Origin of the sequence: Ruegeria sp. SCP11 (assembly GCF_040329455.1) — a bacterium.
In the GTDB taxonomy this organism is placed as follows: domain Bacteria; phylum Pseudomonadota; class Alphaproteobacteria; order Rhodobacterales; family Rhodobacteraceae; genus Ruegeria; species Ruegeria atlantica_E.
This window is the reverse complement of sequence record NZ_JBDZYG010000009.1, coordinates 206,788-231,071: the sequence shown is the minus strand read 5'-3', so window position 1 is coordinate 231,071 and position 24,284 is coordinate 206,788. Positions and strand designations below refer to the sequence as shown.

Genomic DNA, 24,284 nt, shown 5'->3' with positions numbered 1-24,284 from the left:
CAACCGTCTTTCCAGTCCGTCTGGCCGTCTCTCCGACCCGTCAGCACCGCCTCAGCAGCGCCGGTGAAGGGGGTTCTAAGGTTTACTACAAACCTCCGCAAGCAGAAAATTCGAGAAACTTGCAAAAAACCAAAAAATCACATTTAATCATTATATTTCAAATATTTAAGAAAATCCTTTCCGTGAAATATCTGCGAATTTCGATACTCCCCCTCCCGAATCCTGGCTTTTGCACAGGGTTACCCACAGACTCAGCGGCGTATCAGGCGGAATCGGCCTGGCGCACGCGAGTCAGCAGGTCCGAAAAGGGCACGCGCAACAACAGAAGGCCGACAATCACGGACAGATAGATCAGTGGCTCGATCTGAAAGCCCTTGGCCAACATGACGTAGTGCAGCCCGCCCAAAATCGCCGCCGGGAAGACAAGTCGCTGCAAGCTACGCCAACGCGGGCCCAGTTTTCGCACGGACAGATTGTTCGATGTAATCGCCAAGGGGAGCAACAGAACAAATGCGGCCATGCCGACCGTAATATAGGGACGTTTGACGATATCCGCCCAAATCTGGCTGGGCACTTGCACGTCCAGAACCAACCAAACCAATAGATGTAGGCTGACATAAGTGAATGTCAGCACACCAAGGGCACGACGGAACTTGAGCAGGTTAAGTCCCAAGAATCGCCGCAAAGGTGAAATCGCCAATACAGCAATCAAAAGCTGCAGAGCCAGTTCACCGTACCGGTGCTCGAGCGCCTCGATCGGATCGACTCCCAGGCCACCGGTTAGTCCCTGAAAGAACAGCCAGGGCGCGGGAAACGCGCCCAGCGCGTAGACCGCCCAGATTGGAATCCGTCGGAAGACTAGATTTAACCGATCCATGATTTTTCCTGATCCCAATTCCGAATTAGCTCCAGTTCAAAGGGTTGCTTGCCAAATTTCCGTCTGATTTCCGGGGCATTATACCACTGACAACATTCAAAAATCACCAATCCTGACTAAGCAAATAATTACGCGGAGTAACTTTAGTGTCCCACGATGAGTTGATGACAACCGTTCTGTTGAGCTTTGGCGTCGGTATATTCATAAGCTGGGGGCTGACCCGTTGGCGCAACAGCAAGGGGCGCACATCTGTTTTCGCCAATGACGAAAGCCTGGAAGAGGTTGGAATGTCCTTCATCTCTTCAATGTTCAACTCGTTTTCACCGAACCGTGTGGACGGGATAACTGAATTGCGTCCGCCGTGGGGATTGCGTGTTCTGGCCCCCATACTTGCGTTGGCCCTGTTTCTGACAACCGATATGTCTCCGCTGTGGGATTCAGTCGGCGTCCATGACCCGTTGATCCGCAAAGGCGCTCTGATCGCTCTCTGTCTGTTTTTCGGATATTCCTGGTTCATGTTGCTCTTTGTCCAAAAGGTCGTCTACGACGGGTCATTCATCGAGTGCTACGGCGTTGATGCAAGCAAACAGGAACGTAACCTGTCTGATCTTGTCGACATCCGGGTTCACGAGAAACGTCCGGCACTGGTGCTAACGTTTGCTCAACAAAAGCCTCTCTATATCCCGAAATTCCTCTCTCACCGGGCTGAGTTCGTTTCCCGTATGGAAGCCATCGCACAGCAGAACCGCAGCAACGGGCTAGCGGCCCCAGCGCTCACGCTTGCAAACAGGTTCGGGTTTTAAGGCCCGAGCCGCCGGAAGTTTCAATAGTTCGCAGTCAGATCCAAACCTTCGTAAAGCCCCGCGACCTCTTGCTCATAACCGTTGAACATCAGGGTCGGGATACGCTTCGCAAACAAGCCCCCACCAATTTGACGTTCCGAGGCCTGTGACCAGCGCGGGTGATCCACGTTCGGATTCACATTACTATAGAAGCCGTATTCACGCGGGTTGGACATGTTCCAGCTGGTGGGCGGCTCGACATCCGTCAGAGTGATCCGCACAATCGACTTGATCGACTTGAAGCCGTATTTCCACGGCACCACCAGACGCAAAGGCGCACCGTTCTGGTTCGGGATCGGGCGGCCATAGATACCGGTGGCCATGATTGTCAGCGGGTGCATGGCTTCATCCAGACGCAGGCCTTCACGATAGGGCCAATCCAGAATGGGGTAACGCACGCCGGGCATCTCCTCGGGGATAACGGCCGTTTCAAAGGCCACGTATTTAGCCCCTTCCTGCACGCCTGCCATATTCAGCAGGTCCGCCAGTTCGAAGCCGTTCCACGGAATCACCATCGACCAGGCCTCGACACATCGGAAGCGATAGATACGCTCTTCGACCGTCATCTCGGACATGATGTCCTTGAAATCATAATCGCCCGGATTATCGACCAGCCCGTCGATCTTGACACTCCACGGCTCGGTGGTCAGGGCGCCTGCGTATTTCACGGGATCATCCTTGCCGGTGCCGAACTCATAAAAATTGTTGTAAGAGGTGATCTCCTCCCAAGAGTTCGGCTCCAGCGCCTCCTGTGCCGACGCACCCCGTGCCACCCCCGCCAGTCCAACACCTGCAAGCCCGGCCATAAGCTGCCGCCGGTTCAGGAACGCCGCCCTCGGGGTGACGTCTGCACGTGTCAATGTGTTGGTCCAGCGATGCGCCATGTATGTCTCCGTCGTCAAAAAACCTCGGATGTGAGGTAGTCCGCTGATAGCACAGAGCCAAGGAAACAAGCGTCACGATTGAGAGACGAGATTGTAACGTATCGGATAAAGCCAACAGGCGCGGCCTGACGCGGCGAACCTCGCGATTCCCAAAAGACACATTGCCCGTAGCTTTGGACGGGATTTCTGAAAAGGACTGGCACGGTACGGCAGGCTTCGATACCTCGATCTACAACGAAACATTAACCAGAGATTAACGCGTTGCTCTTTACTCAAGCCTTCCCTTTGTCTTTTTCTATTTTCTGGCGCTTGGCTCTTGTTTCGCCAGTTTTGTTGATTGGTCTGACGCTCTATGCATTTGTTGGGCTCCTCGTGGGTTTTTTGATTGGCCTGCTGTTTCCTGCGCTGTCATTCATACTGACATTTCTGATTATGGCGTCATCCAGTGTCCTACCGACTTTGATCGGAACAAGAATGGGCTTCCAAGCAAAGGGCGTTCGGCCCGGTATAAGAGTTTGGGGATTGTTCGTGCCCGCAGTGATCTACGGCGCGGTGGAGGGTGTGAGTGTGACCCTGATTCTTGTCCTCGTGGCCGGTGTATCCGTGGTGCTGATATCCCCTGACATTCTGCGTCAGAACGAAGTCACCGATCTTGTGAATCAATATGCAGACACGGCTTGGGCCTTCGCGGCGCCTCTGGCGCTGATTTCGGTGTTTCTGTCCATATGCTCGATTCGGGCCAGCCTGCTTGTACCAATCACGTCTGCCTCGATCGGGCGGGATCCCGACGGTCTTCACTATACGCCGTTCCGACATTTTCGCGCTTCGTTCGGCCCGTTATTCGCGCTGACCATCTGCAGCTATGTGGGTATGCTCATTTTGCATGCCGGTCTAATCATAGTTTTCGTGCTGACGGGCTACGCTGAAACGCTGCAGGCAGACCTGATGGAGATTAACAGCATGACGGATGGCTTCGCGCCCATCCGTCCGATCTGGTCTTTGATCGTTCTCTTCATCATCTACATGCTGATCGGTACTTGGGCTTTCAGCCTGCAATGCGCGGGCGGTGTTTTGGGGTACCTGCGTTTGCGCGACGAGAGCCCCAAATTGTCTGAACTACTGCAATCCAGCCAAAAGCAACCATCGCAAACGAATGCACAAGCGGAACCAAGAATGAGCGCGGAAGATCTGCGCGCGTTGCGCAAAAGTCGAGAGTTTGGCAACCGGTAGAGGCGCCTCCGGCGGACCAGCGCGTATCTTTGCGTTGACATAACCTTTTGGGTTAGCCGGACAGCATGTCTGACACCTGCACGGCATATCTGTCGGTCATGCCTGATACAAAGTCGGTCATCGAATGCAGAGCGGTGTAGGCATCGCTGACATCGCGCAGGTCCAGTTTGACCGCATTGACGAGCTGCCGTTCGTAGTCGGGCAAGGCATCTTCATTCCAGTTTCGTTGGGCCAGTTCCTCATAAACCGGGCACAGGCCGTCAAGCACTTTGCGGATCACATTGCGCCCTTTCACCTCAAGCCGGGTCTTGCGCGGGGCAGTGAAGAGTTGCGCATGCGCCAGATCCTTGATCGCCTCAAAATCCTTGGCCTTGCTGGACACACCAATCAAGGAATCCGATAAGCTGCCGTCCAAAATCGCGTCATGATTGTCATTGAACGCCTCAACACAGGCGTTTATCGCGCCGCCGATTGCACGGGCGCGCAGATAGCTGATCCGCTCATACTCGGTATATCCATCCTGATTCCGCTTGGTTGGAATGGCTATGGCAGACAACAGGTCCTCGACAGTTTTGCAGGGCAAGTCCCCGGCGGAATACCCGTCTTCGAGGTCAACGATATTGTAGCAAATGTCATCCGCTGCCTCGACCAGATAGACCAATGGGTGCCTTCTCCACCAGCCTTTATCATCGGGGCCGCGCGCTTGGATAAGTCCCATCGCGGCGGCAGCAGCTTCAAAATACGGCCGTTCAGATTCAAAGAAACCGAACTTCTTTGCCCCGACATACAAGTCGTTTTGCGACTTGTTTTGTTTCAGGCGTTTCGATGTCTCGGCCCCCATCGGGTACTTCATGAACGCGCCCAGAACCGCGTTGGGCATGCACATGCCGCCCTCGTTCCGGTACATTTCCAGCCGTGTCAGAATACGGAACCCTTGCGCGTTTCCTTCGAACTTCTCGAACTCGTGCCAGCGGTCACTGGCAATACCCTGAAAGGCCCGAAAGCCGCCGTGCAGTTGCTCGCTGCACCACTTACCAATCGCTTCCTCGCCTGAATGTCCGAACGGCGGGTTGCCAACATCATGGGCCAGACACGCCGCCTGCACGACACCAGCGATTTTGTGAGCATCTTCTGACGCGATATACTTTTCCTCTGCTAGCCAGCTACCAATCCGCATGCCGATCGAGCGGCCAACACTTGCCACCTCTTCTGAATGGATCAGACGATGGCGCAGATGGTCATTGTCGTACAGTGGATGAACCTGTGTTTTGTTTGCCAAACGCCGGAACGGGGCCGAAAAGGTGATTCTGTCGGCGGCAATGACATAGGACGGGCGCGCGGCTTGTTCCTGTTTGTTGTCAAAAGTGTCCGTATTCAGCAGTTGCGCCCAGTTCATTTTCGCCATTAAGCAGAATTCCTTCTACACTTTTCAATCGCTTGCTGACACAAAAACCCGCCCTTTGAAAGGGCGGGTTTCACGTCCATTTCAGTATGGATCAATGCACCACGGCGTCGTCCGGGCGTGGCCGGTCTGACGTGCCGAGCCGGTCGCCAATGATCAGACCATCGGTCCCGGCGGTCACCGGGACGGTCTCGCCGTCCTTGATCTCACCGGCCAGCAGAGCTTCGGCCAGCGGGTTCTGCAAGGCGCGCTGGATCACGCGCTTCAGCGGACGCGCACCGAAGACCGGATCATAGCCTTCGTTGGCCAGCCATTCCTTGGCGCCATCGTCCAGAACCAGCTCGATCTTGCGGGCGGCCAGGCGTTTTTGCAGACGCGCCATCTGAATATCGACGATGCCATCCATATCGGCCCGCTTGAGCCGGTCGAAGATGATCGTTTCGTCCAGACGGTTCAGGAATTCGGGCCGGAAATGCGCCCGGACCGCATCCATCACGTCACGTTTCGCTTGCGCACTATCCGCACCCTCGGGCAACTGGCTGAGCGCCTGAGACCCAAGGTTCGACGTCAGGATAATCAGCGTCTGCTTGAAGTCCACGGTACGACCCTGACCGTCGGTCAGTACGCCATCATCCAGAACCTGCAGCAGCACGTTGAACACATCCGGGTGCGCCTTTTCGACCTCGTCGAACAGCACGACCTGATAAGGCCGGCGCCGCACGGCTTCGGTCAGCACACCGCCTTCGTCATACCCGACATAGCCCGGAGGAGCACCGATCAGACGGGCGACCGCGTGTTTCTCCATGAACTCGGACATGTCGATGCGCACCATCGCGTTGTCGTCGTCGAACAGGAAGTTCGCCACGGCTTTGGTCAGCTCTGTTTTGCCAACACCGGTCGGTCCAAGGAACAGAAACGAGCCCAGTGGGCGGTTCTCATCATTCAGACCCGCGCGCGCACGGCGGACAGCGTTGGCGACAGCGGTGACCGCCGCATCCTGACCGATCACACGGGAATGCAGATCGTCTTCCATCCGCAGCAGCTTCTCGCGCTCACCTTCCAGCATTTTCGAGGTCGGGATACCGGTCCAGCGCTCGACCACCGAGGCGATCTGTTCCGGGCGCACCGTTTCCTCGGCCATCATGGCATTGCTTTCGGCGTTCTCGGCCTCGGTCAGCTTTTTCTCAAGCTCGGGGATGACGCCGTAGGATAGTTCACCCGCTTTGGCGAGGTTGCCTTCGCGCTTGGCGATCTCCAAATCAGCACGCGCCTTGTCGAGTTGCTCTTTCAGATCACGGGCACCGGCCAGCTTATCGCGCTCGGCCTGCCACTGAGCAGTCATCTCGGCGGATTTCTCCTGAAGGTCGGCCAGATCCTTTTGCAAGGTTTCCAGACGATCCTTCGAGGCCGCGTCATCCTCAAGCTTCAGCGCCTCTTCCTCGATCTGCATTTGCAGGATTTGACGATCCAGTTGATCGAGTTCCTCGGGCTTGGAGTCCACCTCCATCCGCAACCGCGAGGCAGCCTCATCAACAAGGTCGATGGCTTTGTCGGGCAGGAACCGGTCTGTGATATAGCGATGCGACAGGGTCGCAGCCGATACCAACGCCGAATCCGAGATGCGCACACCGTGGTGCAGCTCATACTTTTCCTTGATGCCTCGCAGGATGCTGATCGTGTCCTCAACCGTCGGCTCGGTGACCATCACAGGCTGGAACCGACGCGCAAGGGCCGCGTCTTTTTCGACGTATTTGCGGTACTCGTCCAGCGTGGTCGCGCCGATACAATGCAGCTCACCCCGGGCAAGCGCAGGCTTGATCAGGTTGGCGGCATCCATTGCGCCGTCAGATTTACCGGCTCCGACCAACGTGTGCATCTCATCGATGAACAGGATGATCTCACCGGCAGCCTCGGTTACTTCGGTCAGAACGGCCTTGAGGCGTTCTTCGAACTCACCACGGTATTTCGCACCGGCGATCAGCGCGCCCATGTCGAGCGCGAGCAATTTTTTGTCCTTCAGCGATTCCGGCACGTCACCATTGACGATGCGCAGGGCCATGCCCTCGGCAATTGCGGTTTTACCAACGCCGGGCTCCCCGATCAGAACCGGGTTATTCTTGGTGCGGCGCGACAGAACCTGCATCGAGCGACGGATTTCTTCATCACGTCCGATAATCGGGTCGATCTTGCCCTCAGCCGCGGCCTCGGTCAGGTCGCGCGCGTATTTCTTGAGCGCATCATAGCCTTCTTCCGCCGATGCGGTGTCAGCGGTGCGACCCTTGCGGATATCGTTGATCGCTTCGTTCAGTTTTTGCGCGGATACAGCACCGGCTTCCAACGCCTCTTTGGCTTTGGATTTCACCATGCACAGCGCCATCAACACGCGCTCGACCGGGACAAAACTGTCGCCAGCCTTGGTGGCGATCTTTTGCGCCTCGTCCAATACCTTGGCGGTCTGACCATCCATGTAAATCTGGCTTGCATCGCCGCTGACCTTCGGGATTTTCCCCATGGCCGCGTCCAACGCCTCAACCACGCGGTTCGGCGCGCCGCCCGCGCGTGTGATCAGATTGCTGGCCAACCCCTGATCGTCATCCATCAATGCTTTCAATATATGTGTGGGCTCCAGCCTTTGGTGCCCCTCGCGCAGCGCAATCGTCTGCGCCGCCTGCACGAACCCCCGTGCCCGCTCGGTGAACTTGTTCAAGTCCATATTATTCTCCTTTTCTAAGCGCCCTTAATGTGATGCGCCCGCTTGGCAGCACGCGTCGGTCTGGGCCTCACATTCCATTTGGGAAATATCTTTGTCCGTTCAAGAGGCTAAACCACAGATTCACTGTTATCGGCGCGGCACGGAATAGACAGTATAGCCACCAGTTTCCGCCACCTCTCGGGCTGCATACATCTCAACCAGTGATTGCGCCGCATCGCTGCCCGTCGGGCAAGAGACCAAATCCGCCGCATCGTCCAAAAAATTGACAGTAAACGAGGTTTCACCGGTCAGTTGGCAATCGTCATCAGTGGACCGATATCCACGCACAAGGCGTAGATCCTGATTGGTAGGGGATCTGATCACCGTATCCGCAGCTTCGGGCTGCAACGGCCTTTGCTGGCATCCCGCTACGACCACTAAAATCCCAATACACAGTGCTGATTTCATAATCCCCCCATCGAAAACGCGCGTGTGAATGTCGGCTACCATAGCACAATCATCACCTGATCGCTTGATTTGGATCAGCCACTCGTCGTGCATGGACAGACCGCGCGGAACCCGCTAGGACGCAGACGTTTGCCAAAAAGGAGCTTGCCCCATGTCCGATGACCGTCTGATCGTTGCCCTTGATGTTCCAAACGCCCTGCAGGGGCTGGCTATGGCCGAGCGGCTGGGCGACGCAGTGTCCTTCTACAAAATCGGGTTGGGTATGCTGACTGGCGGCGGGCTGGCCTTGGCCAATGAGCTGAAACAGGATCACGGCAAGCGCATCTTTCTGGACATGAAACTGTTCGACATCGGCAACACGGTGGAAAACGCCGTCCGTGGGCTGGCCCAGTTTGATCTGGACTTCCTGACCGTACATGGCGACCCGCATGTGGTGCGCGCCGCGAAAGAGGGCGCCTCGGGCAAAGACCTGAAGATTCTGGCTGTGACCATCCTGACTTCGCTGAACCGCGATGACCTGGACGCCAGCCTTCTGAAAGAAGGCGACGTGCAAGAGTTGGTGGTGGAGCGTGCGGCCCGCGCACTGGAGGCCGGGGCCGACGGCGTTATTGCCAGCCCGCAAGAGGCTGCCTTGATACGTGCGCTTCCTCAGGCCGAAGGACGCCTGATCGTCACCCCCGGCGTCCGACCAACAGGCGCGGCCCTAGGTGATCAGAAGCGCGTTGCCACCCCGGCGAGCGCCATCGGCGACGGGGCTGACCACATCGTTGTCGGGCGCCCGATCTATCAGGCAGAAGACCCGAAGGCAGCGGCAGAGGCGGTTCTTGCCGAGTTAAATTCCTTGACACAGCACTAAACGAACCACCAGATAAGCGGATTTTTGCGCAAGTTTGGCGCGCAAGCAGTTGACCTAACGTCACTTTCTGGCCTTGCCGCGCCAAATCGTCCCTGTGCCCCAAAACACACATGCAAAACACGAGTTTTGTTTGAGTGATCTAGGTCCTATCGAAATCCGCGTTTTTAAGAGATTCTGGTGCCGTGATACTCCCCGCGGACCGTCTCTTCCTGAGGTCCGTCACCTCCCCCCGCCACTTCGCGGGGGGTCTTCTTTCAAAGCATAACCTGCATGGAATCTCCGACCGGCCTTTGCGCGGAGGCTGGGGCTGATATAAGAAAACCCCTGAACAAATCGGGAAGATTTGCATGCCCGGTCTCTGCCGAGATTGCCTAACCACATTGACTGACGAACGGCGCTGCCCGGCCTGTGGCAGCCCGCGGGTCAAGGCGCATCCGGAACTGTTCGACCTGTCCATCGCGCATATGGATTGCGACGCTTTCTACGCCTCGGTCGAAAAGCGCGACAATCCGGAACTGGCGGACAAACCCGTGATCATCGGCGGCGGCAAACGCGGAGTGGTGTCGACCGCCTGCTATGTTGCGCGCATTCGCGGCGTACGATCAGCCATGCCGATGTTCAAAGCCCTGCAACTTTGCCCTGATGCGGTGGTAATCAAGCCGCGCATGTCCGCCTATGCCGAAGTATCGCGCGAGATCCGCAAGATGATGGACGAGCTGACCCCCGTGGTCGAGCCGCTCTCACTGGACGAAGCCTTCATGGACCTGTCCGGGACACAGCGTCTGCATGGCGCACCGCCCGCCGTGATGCTGGCCCGGCTGGTGAAACGTATGAAGGACGAACTGGGCGTGACCGGCTCAATCGGTCTGTCGCATAATAAGTTTCTGGCCAAGGTCGCCTCGGACCTGGACAAGCCACGCGGGTTCTCGGTGATCGGCAAGGCGGAAACGGCTGAGTTCCTGCATGACAAACCGGTTCGCATGATCTGGGGCATAGGCCCCGCCGCACAGGAAGCACTGGACCGCGCGGGCATACGCAGTTTTTCGGACCTACTGCGCTGGGATCAGGAGGCGCTGACCGCTCGCTTTGGCTCAATGGGCTATCGGCTCTGGCATCTGGCGCGAGGCCAGGACAAACGACGCGTCTCGGCGCATGAGCCGATGAAGTCCATCAGCAACGAGACCACGTTTTTCGAGGACACCGCCAGTCTGGACATTTTGGACGGTCATCTATGGCGTATGTCTGAAAAGGTGGCTGATCGCGCCAAAGCCAAAGGACTGGCCGGGCGGGTTGTCACGCTGAAGCTGAAGAAAGCCAATCACAAGATCATCACACGACGCGTTTCGTTGCGGGACGCGACACAGATCGCCGACCGCCTTTATCGTACGGCGCGGGGATTGTTCGATCAGGTTGGAGATCAGGGTCCCTATCGCCTGCTGGGCGTCGGCCTGTCTGACCTGTGCCCCGAGTCGCAAGCCGATATCTCGGGCGACCTGCTGGACCCCGGCGCCGCTCAGAGATCGCAGGCCGAACGCGCTACCGATGAGATACGCCGCCGCTTTGGCAGTGATGCAATCGTGAAAGGCCGTGCCCTGCGCTGAGGTTACTCGGCCGCCAAAGGCAGTCGCTCATCTCCGATACCAGCGATGTCTTGGATCACATCGCGCAGTATTGCCTGAAACGCGCTGAAATTCTCATTTGGCTCGATCCGGGCTTCGTCCATATACAGCGCCCGGTCGACTTCAACCTGAACCGCGTGCTGTTGGCGCGCGGGACGACCGTAGGTCTGGGTCACATAGGCTCCGGCAAAGGGGGCGTTGCGTGCCACGTTCAATCCTGCCGCGGAAAAGGCCGCTTCGATCTGATCCACGACCTCGCTCGAAGCAGATGCGCCGAACCTGTCACCCAACACAACATCCGGCCGTCTGGATTTCGAGTTTCTTGCCATTGCTACAGCTTCACGCGGCATTGAGTGGCAATCAATCAGGATCGCCTGCCCAAAGGCACTGTGTGATTCTTTCAGCAAGGACTTGATACGGGCATGATACGGTCGCCAGCAGGTGTCGATGCGCAGGCGCGCCTCATCCATCGTCAGTTTGCCGCGATAGATTGCGCGCCCATTGGCCACCACGCGGGGAATCACCCCCAACCCCGAAGCCACACGAGGGTTGTGTCCTGATCTTCGCGCACCCTGAATCAACGCGGGGTCTAGTTCCTCGGCACTGCGGTTCAGGTCCAGATAGGCGCGCGGCATCACCGCCGAAATTATCGGAGCGCCATAATCGACGGCCGCTGAAAACAACTGATCCACAAAGGCATCTTCCGAGGAGCGAATCACATTTTCGCTCAATACCGTGCGACTTAGCAGCGTTTCGGGGTAGTTCCGGCCACTATGAGGGGAAGAAAATACCACGCAAGACGTTCGACTGGCGGGCATATCCAATACATAGGGCGTATTCTTCATGGTGACTCCTTGTTCGCTTTGAACATAGACCGGAAAATAGTTCTACCAAACCCCTTGAACCCCTTTGCGACTCCTTTTATAGACCCCGCTACCGGCGCGGGGTTCCGCGCCCCATTTCGTTATGGGGCAAGACAACGCGAAGGTTAAGTGGGCGGTTAGCTCAGCGGTAGAGCACTTCGTTGACATCGAAGGGGTCACAAGTTCGATCCTTGTACCGCCCACCATCGTTTCACTGTTCCGGGTTTCCGGGGCACCCGCTAACCCAGGCGCTGGCCACGTCCTTGATAAAGGCGCCGCAGATTGGAGACAGACCAATGAAGGTCAAGAACTCGCTCCGCTCGCTCAAGAACCGGCACCGCGACTGCCGGATTGTGCGTCGCAAAGGCCGCGTCTACGTGATCAACAAGACGCAGCGCAAGTTCAAAGCTCGCCAGGGCTAAGAGCTGCACATACCGTTTATAAGAACCGCGCCTTTGGGCGCGGTTTTTTGATTCCTTGGATCTTCTACATGGAAAATCTTGTGGTCACTGACCAAACATATCGCCCGGACAGCAACCAGTTCTGATACTTTTTTAATTCGAGCCGCCATCTGCTTGGGACATTTCCTCGACGACCTGTTTCAGGTTGTGATGGATTTCCGGAGGCGTAGGATCAATTTTTTTGGCTCTTACAAACGCCTTCTTCGCACCTTCTAGATCACCTTTCTGGTATAGAGCGTTGCCTAGGCCGTATGCCCAAATCCAATTATCCGGCCAGCGGGTTCCACCGCTGACATAGATCTTTTCTGCAGCGTCGGTATGGCCCAGTTGTTCAAGTGCTGCCGCCGCACGAAGGGTAGCCCATTGGTCTTCGCTCATCGGCAACTGGCCTGGCGGCAAAACGGCCAGTGCCCAATACTCTCCCCGCCGCCATGTCCTTAGGAACAGCTGTAGATCCATCGTCATGCGCTCATGTTCGCCGGAATGAAGGATGATTTTATCGCTGTTCAAATCGTACCCGACCACGACCGCATAGTGCCATCGCGGTGCCCATTTGAATCCGAGATTCTGAAATATGATGACCGGGTGTCCCGCCGCAACTTCATCCAGCAATTCTTCCATTGACGAAAGACGGACGGCCAGCATCTCTTGCCGTCGGGCAGCACCGATCATATCGGCGAGAAATGTTCCCTTTGCACCGGGCGTAAAGGATTGGGTTGCGACCTCAACTTGGGTGACTTCCAACCCGGACCACTGAAAAACCATTGCGAGAGATGCAGGCCCGCAATGGAATTCGTTTTGCTTGATGACCGGAACCCCCTTAACCGCAGCGCGCGCTGGAACATCTAACCCGGACGTAATCGGCATCTGCTTTTGCGTGCACGCAACAAGCAAAACCTTCAGCAGGATAACAATCCAAGTCTGGAAACGAAGACGGGGAAAACTGATCAGCGGCCCGCACACCGGGTAAAGGGAAACACTTTCGTTAGACACAGCAGATCCGTTACCAACAGTATTATGAACACCGTAAGCAATGCGCCGACGACACCGTTGCCTCCGGCAGTTTCGTTTTCCATTTGCGTCAGAACAGAAGCTATTTCTTCGTTCGATAGTGCCTTCAAGCGCGTTTCGGCCTCTTTAGGATCCACGCCCATCGCAATAAGCTCGTCACGAACTTCTTGCTTGTCGAGTTCATTTAGCAAAAAAACGCGGTTGGCGTAGGTTTCATATCTTGAGATTACTTCGCCAGTACTGAGCATTTCGGCCTGCGCCATTGTGCTTAGTTGTGTCGCCAACAGCATTTGCAGGGCTACAAATGTCACCACACTGCCCCGCGCAATCTTTTGAAAGCCCATCTTTTGGCAACCTCCCGATATCTGCCTCGCTCGAGAACGCTTTGTAAGCATCATCATCGGCTATTGTTTAGCAGGCGACAGTTGAATGCAACCTTCCTGGAACCAAGCTCTGCTACCGGACAACGTATTGCATCTAGTTTTCGCTAAACCCGACCGCGACTCACCGAAGAGGTCTAAATTCTCTCTCGAAACCCAAGCAGCTAATTTTCGTTCAAATGATGCGGTGCAATTCTGGGGCCGAACAGCAGCGACCTTTTGCCCAAGTATTTCTGTCGGATTTTCTTGCATCCCCCCGAGAATCGTTTAATTGACCATTTCAGTCGGGTTTACCCCGCCAAGATTATCAATGTTGGGACACATGATGCTGAAATCCTCTACCTGCGTTGCCGCCGCCCTGACGGCTCTGATTGCAACCTCTGCTGCCGCCGAAGGTGAACTGAACCTCTATTCCTCACGCCACTACGACACCGACGAGCGCCTCTACACCGATTTCGAAGAGGCCACCGGCATCACCATCAACCGCATCGAAGGCAAGGCTGATGAACTGATCGCACGGATGGAAGCCGAGGGGGCGAACTCGCCTGCTGACGTTTTGCTGACCGTCGACACCTCGCGTCTGGCTCGCGCCAAGAACGCGGGTATTCTGCAACCGATCGACAGCGCCGTTCTGGAAGAGCGTATCCCGGCCAACCTGCAAGACAGCGATAACGAATGGTTCGGCTTCTCGCAGCGAGGCCGTATCATCTTTTTCGACAAGGAAAACGTGACCAACCCGCCGGCCACATATGCCGATCTGGCAAAGCCCGAATACAAGGGGCTGGTCTGCATCCGGTCGTCCAGCAACACCTATAACCAAACGCTGCTGGCCTCGATCATCACCCATGAAGGCCCTGAGGCCGCCAAGGCCTGGGCCGAAGGCGTCGTCGCTAACATGGCGCGCGACCCGCAGGGTGGTGACACCGACCAGCTGCGCGGTATCGTTTCGGGCGAGTGCGACATCGCCGTGTCGAACACCTACTACTTTGGCCGCGCCATCCGCAAAGACGTCCAAGGCGTGTCCGCCGATATCGACTCGATCGGGTGGGTCTTCCCCAATCAGGACAGCACCGGCGCGCATATGAACCTGTCCGGCGCTGGCGTTGCAGCGAGCGCGCCCAACAAGGACAACGCGATCCTGTTCCTGGAGTACCTCGCCAGCGACTCGGCCCAGCAATACTTCTCGGCCGGCAATGACGAATACCCGGCAGTCGAAGGCGTCGTGCTTGCGGATTCAGTCAAGGCCCTGGGCGACTTCAAAGCGGATGAGGTGAACCTGTCGGAAGTCGCCAAAAACCTCCCCGAGGCACAGAAAATCTTCAACGAGGTTGGCTGGAAGTAAGCCAGACCAAACCCTTGAGCAGTCTGAAGGGCGCGGATATTTCTGCGCCCTTTCCTGTTGTAATTGTATTAATTTTATCTGATTATTCCAGAAGTGGTCACAATTCTCATATTTGAAACATGCTGGATGATCTCTCAAACCGCCTCGCCACCCGTCTTAGCGAACTGCGTCGCAGCCAGGGCTGGTCGCTGGATCAACTGACTGAACTCAGCGGTATCAGTCGGGCCACCCTTTCGCGGATGGAGAAAGGCGATGTCAGCCCCACCGCAGAAACGCTGGGGCGTCTCTGCGCGGCCTACGGCCTGCCAATGTCGCGCTTGCTGATGATGGTCGAGGATAGTTTCGACCCTCGTGTACCATTTGAAAGGCAGCCGGAATGGCGTGACCCGGAAACCGGGTTTACTCGCCGCTCGGTGTCTCCTCCGGCCATCGGCCTCAGCGGTGAGGTGCTTGAAGGCCACCTGCCCCCCGACACGGTGATAACCTATGACACGCCGCCGAAACCCGGGCAGGAGCATCACCTGATCATGCTGGATGGCGCATTGACACTCACGGTGGATGGGGTCGCCCACGAACTGAATGGTGGTGATTGCCTGCGCTATCACCTTTCGGGGCAGACGCGGTTTGAAACATCGCCCGCGCGTGGCGCGCGCTACTTGTTGGTGCTGATATGATCTCATGCTTGGATGAAACCGGCTTTGACGCCGCCCTGGACGATCTGACCGACATCTTGCACGCCTGTGTACATGACGGTGCGAGTATTGGCTTCATCCTGCCCTTCGCGCCCGATCAGGCCCAAGCGTATTGGCAGAACCGCGTCCGCCCGGACCTGCTGACCGGCGCGCTGGACCTGTTCGTTGCCCGCGACAACGGCCGTATTCTGGGCACGGTACAGTTGATCCCGGCGATGATGCCGAACCAACCGCATCGCGCTGATGTCGCCAAACTGCTGGTTCACCCCGAAGCCCGACGTCGGGGGCTGGGGCGCGCCTTGATGGCCGCCCTTCAGGATCGCGCAATCGCTTTGGGCCGGTCTCTTCTCGTGCTGGACACGCGCAGTACAGATCCATCGGGCATCCTGTATCAAAGCCTTGGATTCCAGATCGCCGGCGAGATTCCGAACTATTGCCGCAACCCGTTTGAGAATCGGCTGGAACCTACAACCTATATGTTCAAGGATCTCAGTCAGGCCGACGTCTTGCGCACATTGGCGGCAAAGCAATAGCCGATACCATGCACGGTTTTGATGAAGGTCGGGACCGACGGATCAGGTTCGATCTTCTTGCGTAGCCGCGCCACATGCACATCGATGGTGCGATCTCCGACAATGGTTTCACGCCCGCGTGCCTTGTCCAGCAGTTGATCGCGCGAAAACACCATGTGCGGATTGGTGACAAAGGCCAGCAACACGTCGAATTCAGTGGTGGTCAGAGGCGTCGGCCCAGTCGCACCCGCGGCCGTCAGAGTGCGCTCATTGACGTTCAACACCCAGTCGCCGAATTTGATCAACGGAGTGTCCGACCCGTTCACCACCTTCTCCTCTGGCCGCGCGCGGCGCAGAACAGTACGGATGCGGGCCAGAACCTCGCGCGCCTCAAAAGGTTTCGTGATGTAGTCGTCAGCCCCGAATTCCAGCCCCACAACCCGGTCAAAAATCTCATCGCGACCAGATAGAACGATGATGGGTATGTTGGACTGGACCCGTAATTCACGCGTGATATCGAACCCGTTGCGCCCGGGCAGACCGATATCCAGCAGGATCAGGTCGATCTCGGAAGATTCCAGAATCGCATCCATCGCATTGCCGTCGGCAGCACAACTGACCCGGCAGCCCTGTTTCTCAAGATAGCGCTGCAGGAAAGATGTAATTTGCGGGTCGTCATCGACGACAAGGATATGTTCTTTCACCATAGTCGGGTCCGGGCGGGCGGGTTGAGCTGGCGCGGGACTTTTGTAGCCGTTGCCGCTTGGGTCTTGCAAGAACGCGGCGTGTTCAGACGTCGTATTCAAAACCGCAGAAATGGCAGGGCGTGGCCCTTGGGCAGATCCCCGGTATCAGCGGAAATAATAGCGAGGCCATCTGCCTGAGCCAACAGAGCAACGCGCCCGCTATAGGACTCCGCCATCAGGCGCAGCCTCGGCGTGCCATCGGGCGTGGTGCCTTCGATCATCACAGGGCGATATTCCTGACGTCCGGCCCTGCGGTCCAACGGTTCGGCCAGAATCGCCGGCTCCGGGATCTGCGGCGCGTGATGCAGACCTGCTCGGCGCGCCATCATATGCGAGCCGATAATTTGCCAGGTCACAAAAGCCGACACCGGATTACCCGGGAGGCCGACATAGAGCGCATCACCCCTGCGACCGAACATGATCGGCTTGCCCGGTTTCATCGCCACCTTCATCACGTCGGTCTTGCCACCGATTTTGGCAAACAGGCGGGGCATGTGATCTTCGTCGCCCACCGACACGCCACCTGTAGTGACAATCAGATCAGCACTGTCGCAGGCATCGCGCAGAACTTGTTCCAGCCGCGCGGGGTCGTCTTCGACCGGCCCTTTGTCGGTCAGGTCGATCCATGGTTTGTCCAGCAAAGCCCGCAGCATAAAACGGTTCGAGTTGTAGATTTGACCCGGTCCCAGTTCTTCACCGGGCTGCCGCAGCTCACTGCCGGTTGAGAAGATGGTGACCTTCAGTTTGCGATAAACTGTCACCTCGCCATACCCGGCCGAGGCCAGCGCGGCGACTTCACGTGCGGTGATCTCACATCCTCGCCGCAGGATTGGCGCGCCTGCTTTCAGGTCTTCACCCGCACGGCGGATGTGTTGCCCAGGCTTGGGGCGGCGCGTAAAACGGATGCCATCGTTGCTGACCTCGCAATCCTCCTGCATTAGCACGGCGTCGAAATCGGCGGGCACCGGAGCGCCAGTGAAAATCCTCAGTGCGCTGCCCGCAGGCGCATCATACGCGCCGCTGTCCCCGGCCGCGATGCGACCGCCGACCGACAGGTCGAACAAGGGGCCCTTACCAAGATCGGCCGTTCGAACCGCGTAGCCATCCATGGCCGAGTTGTCGAAAGCGGGCATATCGACCTTGCTGGTGCAATCCTCGGCCAACACCCGACCGATCGCGTCAATCAGCGGTACGGTCTCGGTCTCCCCGATCGGATCGGCGACGGACAGCCCCCGGGTCAGAGCCTCGGATACCGTCAGATACATATGAGCGTGCCGGTCGCAGGCGCATCCATCAGCCATTTGGGTCCTCCAGTTGTGCGAACAACTCTTCAAACCCCGCGCGTTCCGCCTCGCCCAGCTTGGGCAGGTAGGCGCGGGCTTCCTCCAGATTTGAACTAGGGTCTCCGACGACCAGCAGCATCACCATTCCGTGCCGCCCGTGAACGCGGCAGCGGATGCCGTAGACGCCCTCTTTCTCAAAACTCAGGTCCATCTCGGGCTTGCCACGAATCTCAAAGGCGCGCGCGCCCACAGGGATCATCCGAATGATCGACGTCACCGTGTGCCGCCCGGTCGAGCCCTTGAAACGGACGGTCGATCTGGCGGGAACGCGCAGCAGTTTCGGGTCGAACCGAAAGGCATGGGCTGGCGTGTCCGCGTTCAGGTCGATGATCTGATGCACCACCGCGACCTCGGGGATATCCTCAGCCTGTGCAACCGAGGCAAGGGCTATGACCCCCGCCAGAATCGCCGCAACTGTCCTCAGCCAAGTCGTCATCTGTCCCTCCGGGTTCAGGCCGCCTGTGATGGGGTTCCCAGCAAATCGGCCAGCGCGCTAATCATTACTGGCCATTGGGCTCGGCGGTCATGGTCGCGCAGCTCGGCCAGCAAACTGCGCCCAATCGACACCACCGCAGGCGAGCTGTCATTGACATAGGTCAGAATGCGTTGTTCCGGATTGGCCAGCAGGAAGGGCACAATTGCGGCGGCCGCCTGATCCGGAGCGGTCTCGGACAGCAGTCGCATTGCCGACTGCCGCACCGGGGCCGAGATATCGTCCAGCAGGCTGCGGGCCACATCCGGGGTGCCGTCCCATCGGGTCAGGATGTGCATGGCGTCGATGCGGAACGGGGTATCTCCGGTTTTCAACATCGCCCGCAGCTTGCCGCGCAGCGCGTCCTGATGCGGCAGATCAGCCTGTTGCAGCAGTTTCAGGGCCTGTAGCGAGAGGGCGGAATCCGTGTGCGACAGCCCCTTGGTAATCAGATCGACCAGCTGATCTTCAGCCAGCTCCGTACCATGTCGCGCCACCGAAGCGGCCAGCGCTGCGAACGCCTGTTGCGCAATTTCGGTCTCGAGATCTTGTGCAATCTGAGCCAGCATGATCTGCATACCCTTCACCTCGCCCAAAAGGCGGATGGCGGACATGCGGGTCTCGCGATCCAGCGCGTTGGCGTCATCGTCCAGCGCAACGCGGCGCCGTTTGGGGTGGCGGGTCGCCTTGGCCAGCAACGCCTGTTCGCGCGGGGTCAGGGGTTGGACTTCGTCTTCCTCAGCCTCCTGCGTCATCTCGGCCGCAATGGCGTCATGGCCCAAGATCGCGCCAAGGCTGGAGGTCGGACCGTTCTCGCCTGCCTCGGAAACATCTAAACCCGCCTCTTCCAGCGCGGCGATGTCGGTTTGCGGCGTTTCTTCGGGCACTTTCTCCGAAATGGGCATCGGCGTAAGCGCAAAGGACAACAGCATTTCGCGCCCCTGTTGCTGGTTCACATGCGGGCGGCTTTCGTCTGTGACGATCATTGCCAGAGATGCCACGGCCTTCAGCCGCACCGACCGGAACGGAGACCGGCAGGCGCGCTGCAACCACTCGGCCGCTTCGCGCAGGGGAGACGTCGCCAGCGCATCGACGATGGCCCATTGCAGCCGCTCGGCATTGAGGTCATCTGACTCCACCGAGAAGAGCTCGTTTAGTCTATCAGCCACTAGTTCCGGGGCCAAAGCAGCCAGCAGGCCCAACGCTTGTGCCGAGACCTCGGGCTGTTGACCGGTGGCAAGGAAATCCAGCACCTGCCAGCGCAGATCGTTCTGATCGGCAATCGGCGTGTTGCGGTCCAACCTTTCAATCAGAGCCAACTGCACCTTGGCCCCGGGGTCGCGCATCATGCGGTCCAGAAGTTCGGGCTCGGAAAAGCCCGAGAGGCTCAGCGCCGCGATGCGGATGTCTTCGACCGCGTCGGTCAGGGCCTGTTCGACAAGCGCGGCATCGTTCGGCATCAGCGCCTCATAGGCGATCAGGCGCACGGCCCCGTCTTTGTCGGTGACGGCCTTGCGCAGAATGGCTTCGGCCTCGGACCCGCCAATCGAGGCCAGTGTCCGCAGGGCGCGGTGGCGCAGGCGACGGTTCGAGGATTGGGTAAACACGCCCAAAGTCGGCACGGACGGCTCTCCGATCCGGCCCAGCGCCTCACAAGCGACGTCACCCAGTTCCTGCCCATCCTCGTCCATCAAGGCCATGACGATGGGCTCAATTGCCGACGCGTCGCCCATCCGACCCAAAGCCTTGATCGCGGCGATCTGGGTATCGAGCCAGTCGTCCCACTCATCTTGGTGCAACTCGTCTTCGTCCCACGTGATCTCTTCCCCGCGTCCGGTCACGAGGGCGCGCAGATACGGCGCCGCGTCTTCGGATTTCAGCTCGGCCAGAGCGGTCACGCAGGCCAGTTTGACTTCGCCGCAAGGATCGTGGATCAGGTTTTCCAGCAATTGCGGCGCGGCCTCTTGCACGCCCAGTGCGCCCAACGCTTGGGCAGCGTCCTGACGGACGTCTTCATCGTCATCCAACAGTGCCTCGACAAAAGCCGGGCTTTTGCTGGCACCAATGGCGGTCAGGGCCTGAATGGCGCGCAGGCGGATCACGTCATATTCAGATTTTGCGTGATCAGAGAGCAGGCTGGTGGCCTCATCACGCAGGGCGGTATCGGAATGCATGTTCATATCAGGTCTGCCATGTTTGCGGTTGGGAGAGGTTGGGGAAGTGGAAGACAGGTTTCCCAACCGATACCTGCCTTCCAGGTGGTCCCTTCTGCAGTGGGACCAGACCCGAGGGGCGGCATGGCGTCCGCCCCCCGGAAAGCGGTCATCAGGCGATGTCGCGCGGTGCAAAGGACATCGTACGGAACGAGGTCTTGTAGGGGCTCGGCCCCAATTTGCGTAGCTTGGCAACGCCCATCTTGTAGTTGTAGTTGCCGCTGATCCAGTCGACGATCCGGCCCTCAAGCGCGTTGGCGGGCTGCTGCATGTGCAGGAAGTCCATGTAGACCACGCTCTTCTTGATGGCGGGCGTGACCATGGCCACGGCGGTGATCGCCGCTTTGGTCAGTTCGATATGCCCGTTCTCCATCAGTTTCGAGAACTGGAAGTCATCGCCTTCCACACCCAGCAGCGTGGTCTTGTTGCCCGGAACCCGTTCAGAATAGACCATCACATAGTCGCCGCTTTCGATGCCACGCTCGGCCGCATCGTCGGGGTGAATCTCAACCCAGTTTTCCGGCCAGCGCTGCACGATATACGGGCGGCGGCGGTCGTCGAAACCGGATTGCCAGCGTTCGTTGATCCGGCCGGAGGTGGCCCAAAGCTCGCCTTCTTCCTTGTTGGGTTTCAGCCATTCCCAATAGTCCGAGAACAGACCCCAAGGCGATTTCTGGATGTTGCACTTGCCAGTCTGGCTGTTGAAATGCGTCAGCTTCTTGTTGAACACATCCTTACCTGCGGCGCCGGTATCGGGCAGCGTACGGGTCGTGTCGTGCAGACGCTTGGTTTCAATCAGTGTGATGCCATCGGCATCCAGCATGACCGGGCATTGCACACCGTCGGTGCCAAACTCACGGACCTTCTGATGCAGGCCTTTGCCTTCCATCTTGGCCAGACGATAGACCGCGTGGAAGTCCTTGCGCGACCCGCGGGTAAAGCGCACGGCCTCTTCGGCGACCTCGTTCGAGTTCTGCCAGTCGAACCCGTCAAAGCCCATCCGCTGTGCCAGTTGCGCGATGATCCACCAGTCGGGCTTTGCCGCGCCAGGGGCATCATAGAACTTCTGATAGAGCCGCAGACGGCGTTCGCCGTTGGCCCGCAGGAAATCCTCTTCACCCCAGGTTGCCGCCGGGAACACGATGTCGGCGTAGCGGTTGCCGATGGGGTCCTGCAGATAGATGTCCTGGTTGATCACCACCATGCCGCCGCTGTCGGCGCGGGCCTTCAGCGTGTCGATCATCTCTTGCTTGTCGAAAGAGGCGATCTGGTTCGGGTTTCGGACGGTGAGTTCCTCGAACTTGTCGGCCAGTTGCTGGCTACCGCACATGGACTGGATCCAGGTGGTGCCGATCACGTGGGCCATGCGGGTATGACCTGCGATCAGATACCGGTCGGTATCCATCGCGCGGCGGCGGCGACCCGGCAGTTTCTCGGGCGATTTGTTGCGCGGATATTTCCCGCCCTTAACGCCGCCCCGCTGGTGACCACCGGCCCGGCCAATGACCTGACCCGGACGGCCGCCACAGCCACAGATGATGCCCAGCGCGGAAATCGCCTGCGTGTTGCCAGTGTTGTTGGACCAGTAGAACCCTTTCTCGATCATGATCGAGGTTTTTGGGCGCGAACCGTCATCCTTGGGTTTGGCGAGCCATTCGGCAGCGGTGTAGATCTTCTGCACGTCGATTTCGGCCATGGCCGCAGCAGTCTCAGGCGCGAATTCGTCCTGCGACAGCAGCCATTCTTTCCAGTCTTCAAAGCCTTTGGTCTGGAACTTGCCCCAGGTGGTGCGCCACTGCCATGGCGTGTTGCGGGTGCCTTGGCCGAAACCGGACGAGCTTTCCCACTTGTTGTTGACCCATTTCTGAATCCAGTCGCTGTCTTCCCAGCCATTTTCCACGATGACGCGGGCGATGGCGTTGACGACCAGCAGGTCGGTGCCGGGCAAAACATCTATATGCAGGCCACCCATCTTTTCCGCATGGGCCACACCAGCGGAGCGGCGCGGGATCAGATAGATTTCCTTCTGACCGTTCTGCATCCCCTTCATCATCCACTGGGTATAGAGGATCGTCTTGGTCTCATACGGATCAGTACCGCAGACCAACAGAGTTTCCGCATCCCGCCAATCCTCATACGACGGGCCGAAATTGTCGAAACCTGCATCCCGGAAACCGGGGGTCGAGGTTACATCGGACGGCGTGTCGTGAAAGGTAAAGTTTGCAGTGTTGATATGGCGCAGCGCGTATTTCGAGATCGCATAAGTGTTCTCGATATACTGATAGCTGAAGGTCTTGACGCCATAAGCATTGGTGCCGTGTTTGGCGATGACATGGTTGCCCACCTCAGCCGCCACATCCAGCGCAAGATCCCACGGAACCGGCATCAAGGTGCCATAAATCCGCATCAGAGGCGTCTTAAGACGGTCCCGTGTCGGCGTCTGCGGATTATAGCACTTCTGTGCGATACACCCGCCCCGCAAAGAACTGTCGCCGTCGGTGTTGACGTATTGCGTGTCCTTGTCAGGGATGATCACCACGTGGTGCGGCTGGCCTTTGTGCAGCACGATATTGTGCTGGTTCGGCGCGACCCAGGCACCCAGCGGTGCTACGGGGAAGTCCTCGCCAAAGGCATTCTCGTCCGCGGTGGGGCCACCGGGCTTGGCCGTCACTGGCCAGCGGTAGACTTTGTAACCACAGGCCACGATGCAGTAATCGCAGGCAGTCGAGATGACCTCGGCGCCTTTGGGCGGCAGCGGGACGTTGGTTTCGGGTACGTAATACGGGGTTGCCATGATACCGTCTCCCCTTATGCAATCAGGTTGTCGTAGCGGCCGTAGATCAGGCCGAACATGCCAACGGCGTAGATGTCATCGCCATCCAGTTCCAAAAGAACCTGCGGCAGCGACTGGTAGGCCTGCCCCGAAACGAGGATACCGTGCCGTGTCACGTCATAGGTGGACAGGTGCAGCGGGCATGGGCCCAGCACCTTATGTTCCGGCTTGTAGCTGTCATACATCGACCCGCCCTGGTGGGTGCAGGTGAGGTTGAAGGCCACAACGTCTTTCTGCGGACCGATGCCGCCGCCGCTTTCCACGCCGGTCTTGACCAAGATCGAGTCCGAATAGTCGCCCTCGTCCGGGTAGTAGAATTCGACCGGCACGTCCTGTTCCAGTTCGGACAGTTTGCCGATCAGCTTGCGCGGATAGGTGGACACGAGCGCTGGAACCTGCTCAGCCTGACCGCGACGGGTGGGCATCGCCACCATCACGGCAAAGGTCGTGGCACCCGAGGCGAACAGGAACTGGCGGCGGTTCACGGTGCAGGCCTTTTTGGCCTCGCCCGAACAGCTGCATCCGGTTGCGTTATGATCTGTCATG

Annotated in this window: 22 protein-coding genes and 1 tRNA gene; 9 read left to right on the top strand and 14 right to left on the bottom strand. The window is 58.2% G+C overall.

From position 1 onward, the window contains the following. Positions 1–262: 262 nt before the first annotated feature. Positions 263–877 (bottom strand): protein-methionine-sulfoxide reductase heme-binding subunit MsrQ, encoded by a 615-nt coding sequence (msrQ, locus tag ABLN94_RS15760; protein WP_352993939.1) that lies wholly within the window; start codon positions 875–877, stop codon positions 263–265. A gap of 164 nt (positions 878–1,041) precedes the next feature. Here msrQ and ABLN94_RS15755 point away from each other — a divergent pair, with 164 nt between their 5' ends. After that, complete coding sequence (locus tag ABLN94_RS15755) at positions 1,042–1,680, top strand: hypothetical protein (protein ID WP_352993936.1); 639 nt, start codon at positions 1,042–1,044, stop codon at positions 1,678–1,680. A 20-nt stretch (positions 1,681–1,700) separates the two neighbouring features. Here the strand turns inward: ABLN94_RS15755 and msrP are convergent, their stop codons facing one another. Beyond that, positions 1,701–2,603, bottom strand: coding sequence for a protein-methionine-sulfoxide reductase catalytic subunit MsrP (gene msrP, locus ABLN94_RS15750; RefSeq protein WP_352993933.1), 903 nt, complete (start codon positions 2,601–2,603; stop codon positions 1,701–1,703). Between the two features lie 474 nt (positions 2,604–3,077). On the opposite strand from msrP, the gene ABLN94_RS15745 reads away from it, so the two are divergent. Beyond that, entirely contained in the window at positions 3,078–3,833 is a 756-nt protein-coding gene (locus ABLN94_RS15745; RefSeq protein WP_352993931.1) for a hypothetical protein, read from the top strand. Positions 3,834–3,885: 52 nt separating this feature from the next. Here ABLN94_RS15745 and dgt read toward each other — a convergent pair whose 3' ends face one another. The 3 genes from dgt to ABLN94_RS15730 all read right to left on the bottom strand — a co-directional run bounded on the left by dgt (position 3,886) and on the right by ABLN94_RS15730 (position 8,395). Beyond that, a complete protein-coding gene (gene dgt / locus ABLN94_RS15740; protein ID WP_352993928.1) occupies positions 3,886–5,238 on the bottom strand; it encodes a dGTP triphosphohydrolase in 1,353 nt (450 codons plus the stop codon). A gap of 91 nt (positions 5,239–5,329) precedes the next feature. Then, entirely contained in the window at positions 5,330–7,948 is a 2,619-nt protein-coding gene (gene clpB / locus ABLN94_RS15735) for an ATP-dependent chaperone ClpB (RefSeq protein WP_352993925.1), read from the bottom strand. 126 nt (positions 7,949–8,074) lie between these two features. Continuing rightward, on the bottom strand, positions 8,075–8,395 hold the full coding sequence (locus ABLN94_RS15730; protein WP_352993922.1) for a hypothetical protein: 321 nt from the start codon (positions 8,393–8,395) through the stop codon (positions 8,075–8,077). A 151-nt stretch (positions 8,396–8,546) separates the two neighbouring features. On the opposite strand from ABLN94_RS15730, the gene pyrF reads away from it, so the two are divergent. After that, positions 8,547–9,251 (top strand): orotidine-5'-phosphate decarboxylase, encoded by a 705-nt coding sequence (pyrF, locus tag ABLN94_RS15725; protein ID WP_170490997.1) that lies wholly within the window; start codon positions 8,547–8,549, stop codon positions 9,249–9,251. 347 nt (positions 9,252–9,598) lie between these two features. Next, positions 9,599–10,852 (top strand): DNA polymerase IV, encoded by a 1,254-nt coding sequence (locus tag ABLN94_RS15720; protein ID WP_352993919.1) that lies wholly within the window; start codon positions 9,599–9,601, stop codon positions 10,850–10,852. Between the two features lie 2 nt (positions 10,853–10,854). On the opposite strand, the gene ABLN94_RS15715 is transcribed toward ABLN94_RS15720, so the two are convergent. After that, positions 10,855–11,715, bottom strand: a complete 861-nt coding sequence (locus ABLN94_RS15715; protein WP_352993916.1) for an N-formylglutamate amidohydrolase — start codon at positions 11,713–11,715, stop codon at positions 10,855–10,857. 149 nt (positions 11,716–11,864) lie between these two features. Here ABLN94_RS15715 and ABLN94_RS15710 point away from each other — a divergent pair. Next, positions 11,865–11,939: transfer RNA gene (locus ABLN94_RS15710), tRNA-Val, on the top strand. A 90-nt stretch (positions 11,940–12,029) separates the two neighbouring features. Next, on the top strand, positions 12,030–12,155 hold the full coding sequence (gene ykgO / locus ABLN94_RS15705; RefSeq protein ID WP_008755722.1) for a type B 50S ribosomal protein L36: 126 nt from the start codon (positions 12,030–12,032) through the stop codon (positions 12,153–12,155). A 132-nt stretch (positions 12,156–12,287) separates the two neighbouring features. On the opposite strand, the gene ABLN94_RS15700 is transcribed toward ykgO, so the two are convergent. Next, positions 12,288–13,061, bottom strand: a complete 774-nt coding sequence (locus ABLN94_RS15700) for a PA2778 family cysteine peptidase (protein WP_352993913.1) — start codon at positions 13,059–13,061, stop codon at positions 12,288–12,290. 80 nt (positions 13,062–13,141) lie between these two features. Continuing rightward, complete coding sequence (locus tag ABLN94_RS15695; protein WP_352993910.1) at positions 13,142–13,549, bottom strand: PA2779 family protein; 408 nt, start codon at positions 13,547–13,549, stop codon at positions 13,142–13,144. 361 nt (positions 13,550–13,910) lie between these two features. On the opposite strand from ABLN94_RS15695, the gene ABLN94_RS15690 reads away from it, so the two are divergent. The 3 genes from ABLN94_RS15690 to ABLN94_RS15680 all read left to right on the top strand — a co-directional run bounded on the left by ABLN94_RS15690 (position 13,911) and on the right by ABLN94_RS15680 (position 16,152). Beyond that, positions 13,911–14,927, top strand: coding sequence for a Fe(3+) ABC transporter substrate-binding protein (locus ABLN94_RS15690; protein ID WP_352993908.1), 1,017 nt, complete (start codon positions 13,911–13,913; stop codon positions 14,925–14,927). Positions 14,928–15,046: 119 nt separating this feature from the next. Next, positions 15,047–15,601 carry a helix-turn-helix domain-containing protein gene (locus tag ABLN94_RS15685; protein ID WP_352993905.1) on the top strand — a complete coding sequence of 185 codons (555 nt, stop codon included), beginning with the start codon at positions 15,047–15,049 and terminating at the stop codon, positions 15,599–15,601. Then, entirely contained in the window at positions 15,598–16,152 is a 555-nt protein-coding gene (locus ABLN94_RS15680; protein WP_352993902.1) for a GNAT family N-acetyltransferase, read from the top strand. Before ABLN94_RS15685 ends, ABLN94_RS15680 begins: the two co-directional genes overlap by 4 nt. Here ABLN94_RS15680 and ABLN94_RS15675 read toward each other — a convergent pair. The 6 genes from ABLN94_RS15675 to ABLN94_RS15650 all read right to left on the bottom strand — a co-directional run bounded on the left by ABLN94_RS15675 (position 16,113) and on the right by ABLN94_RS15650 (position 24,283). After that, complete coding sequence (locus tag ABLN94_RS15675) at positions 16,113–16,838, bottom strand: response regulator (protein ID WP_352993899.1); 726 nt, start codon at positions 16,836–16,838, stop codon at positions 16,113–16,115. The two genes, ABLN94_RS15680 and ABLN94_RS15675, sit on opposite strands and share 40 nt — an antisense overlap. 95 nt (positions 16,839–16,933) lie before the next feature. Beyond that, a complete protein-coding gene (gene glp / locus ABLN94_RS15670) occupies positions 16,934–18,178 on the bottom strand; it encodes a gephyrin-like molybdotransferase Glp (RefSeq protein WP_352993897.1) in 1,245 nt (414 codons plus the stop codon). Continuing rightward, entirely contained in the window at positions 18,171–18,656 is a 486-nt protein-coding gene (locus tag ABLN94_RS15665; RefSeq protein WP_352993895.1) for a hypothetical protein, read from the bottom strand. Before ABLN94_RS15665 ends, glp begins: the two co-directional genes overlap by 8 nt. A gap of 14 nt (positions 18,657–18,670) precedes the next feature. Beyond that, positions 18,671–20,872, bottom strand: coding sequence for a HEAT repeat domain-containing protein (locus tag ABLN94_RS15660; RefSeq protein ID WP_352993892.1), 2,202 nt, complete (start codon positions 20,870–20,872; stop codon positions 18,671–18,673). 145 nt (positions 20,873–21,017) lie between these two features. Next, on the bottom strand, positions 21,018–23,699 hold the full coding sequence (locus tag ABLN94_RS15655; RefSeq protein ID WP_352993890.1) for an arsenate reductase (azurin) large subunit: 2,682 nt from the start codon (positions 23,697–23,699) through the stop codon (positions 21,018–21,020). A 14-nt stretch (positions 23,700–23,713) separates the two neighbouring features. Next, a complete protein-coding gene (locus ABLN94_RS15650) occupies positions 23,714–24,283 on the bottom strand; it encodes an arsenate reductase (azurin) small subunit (protein WP_352993888.1) in 570 nt (189 codons plus the stop codon). Position 24,284 lies beyond the last annotated feature (1 nt).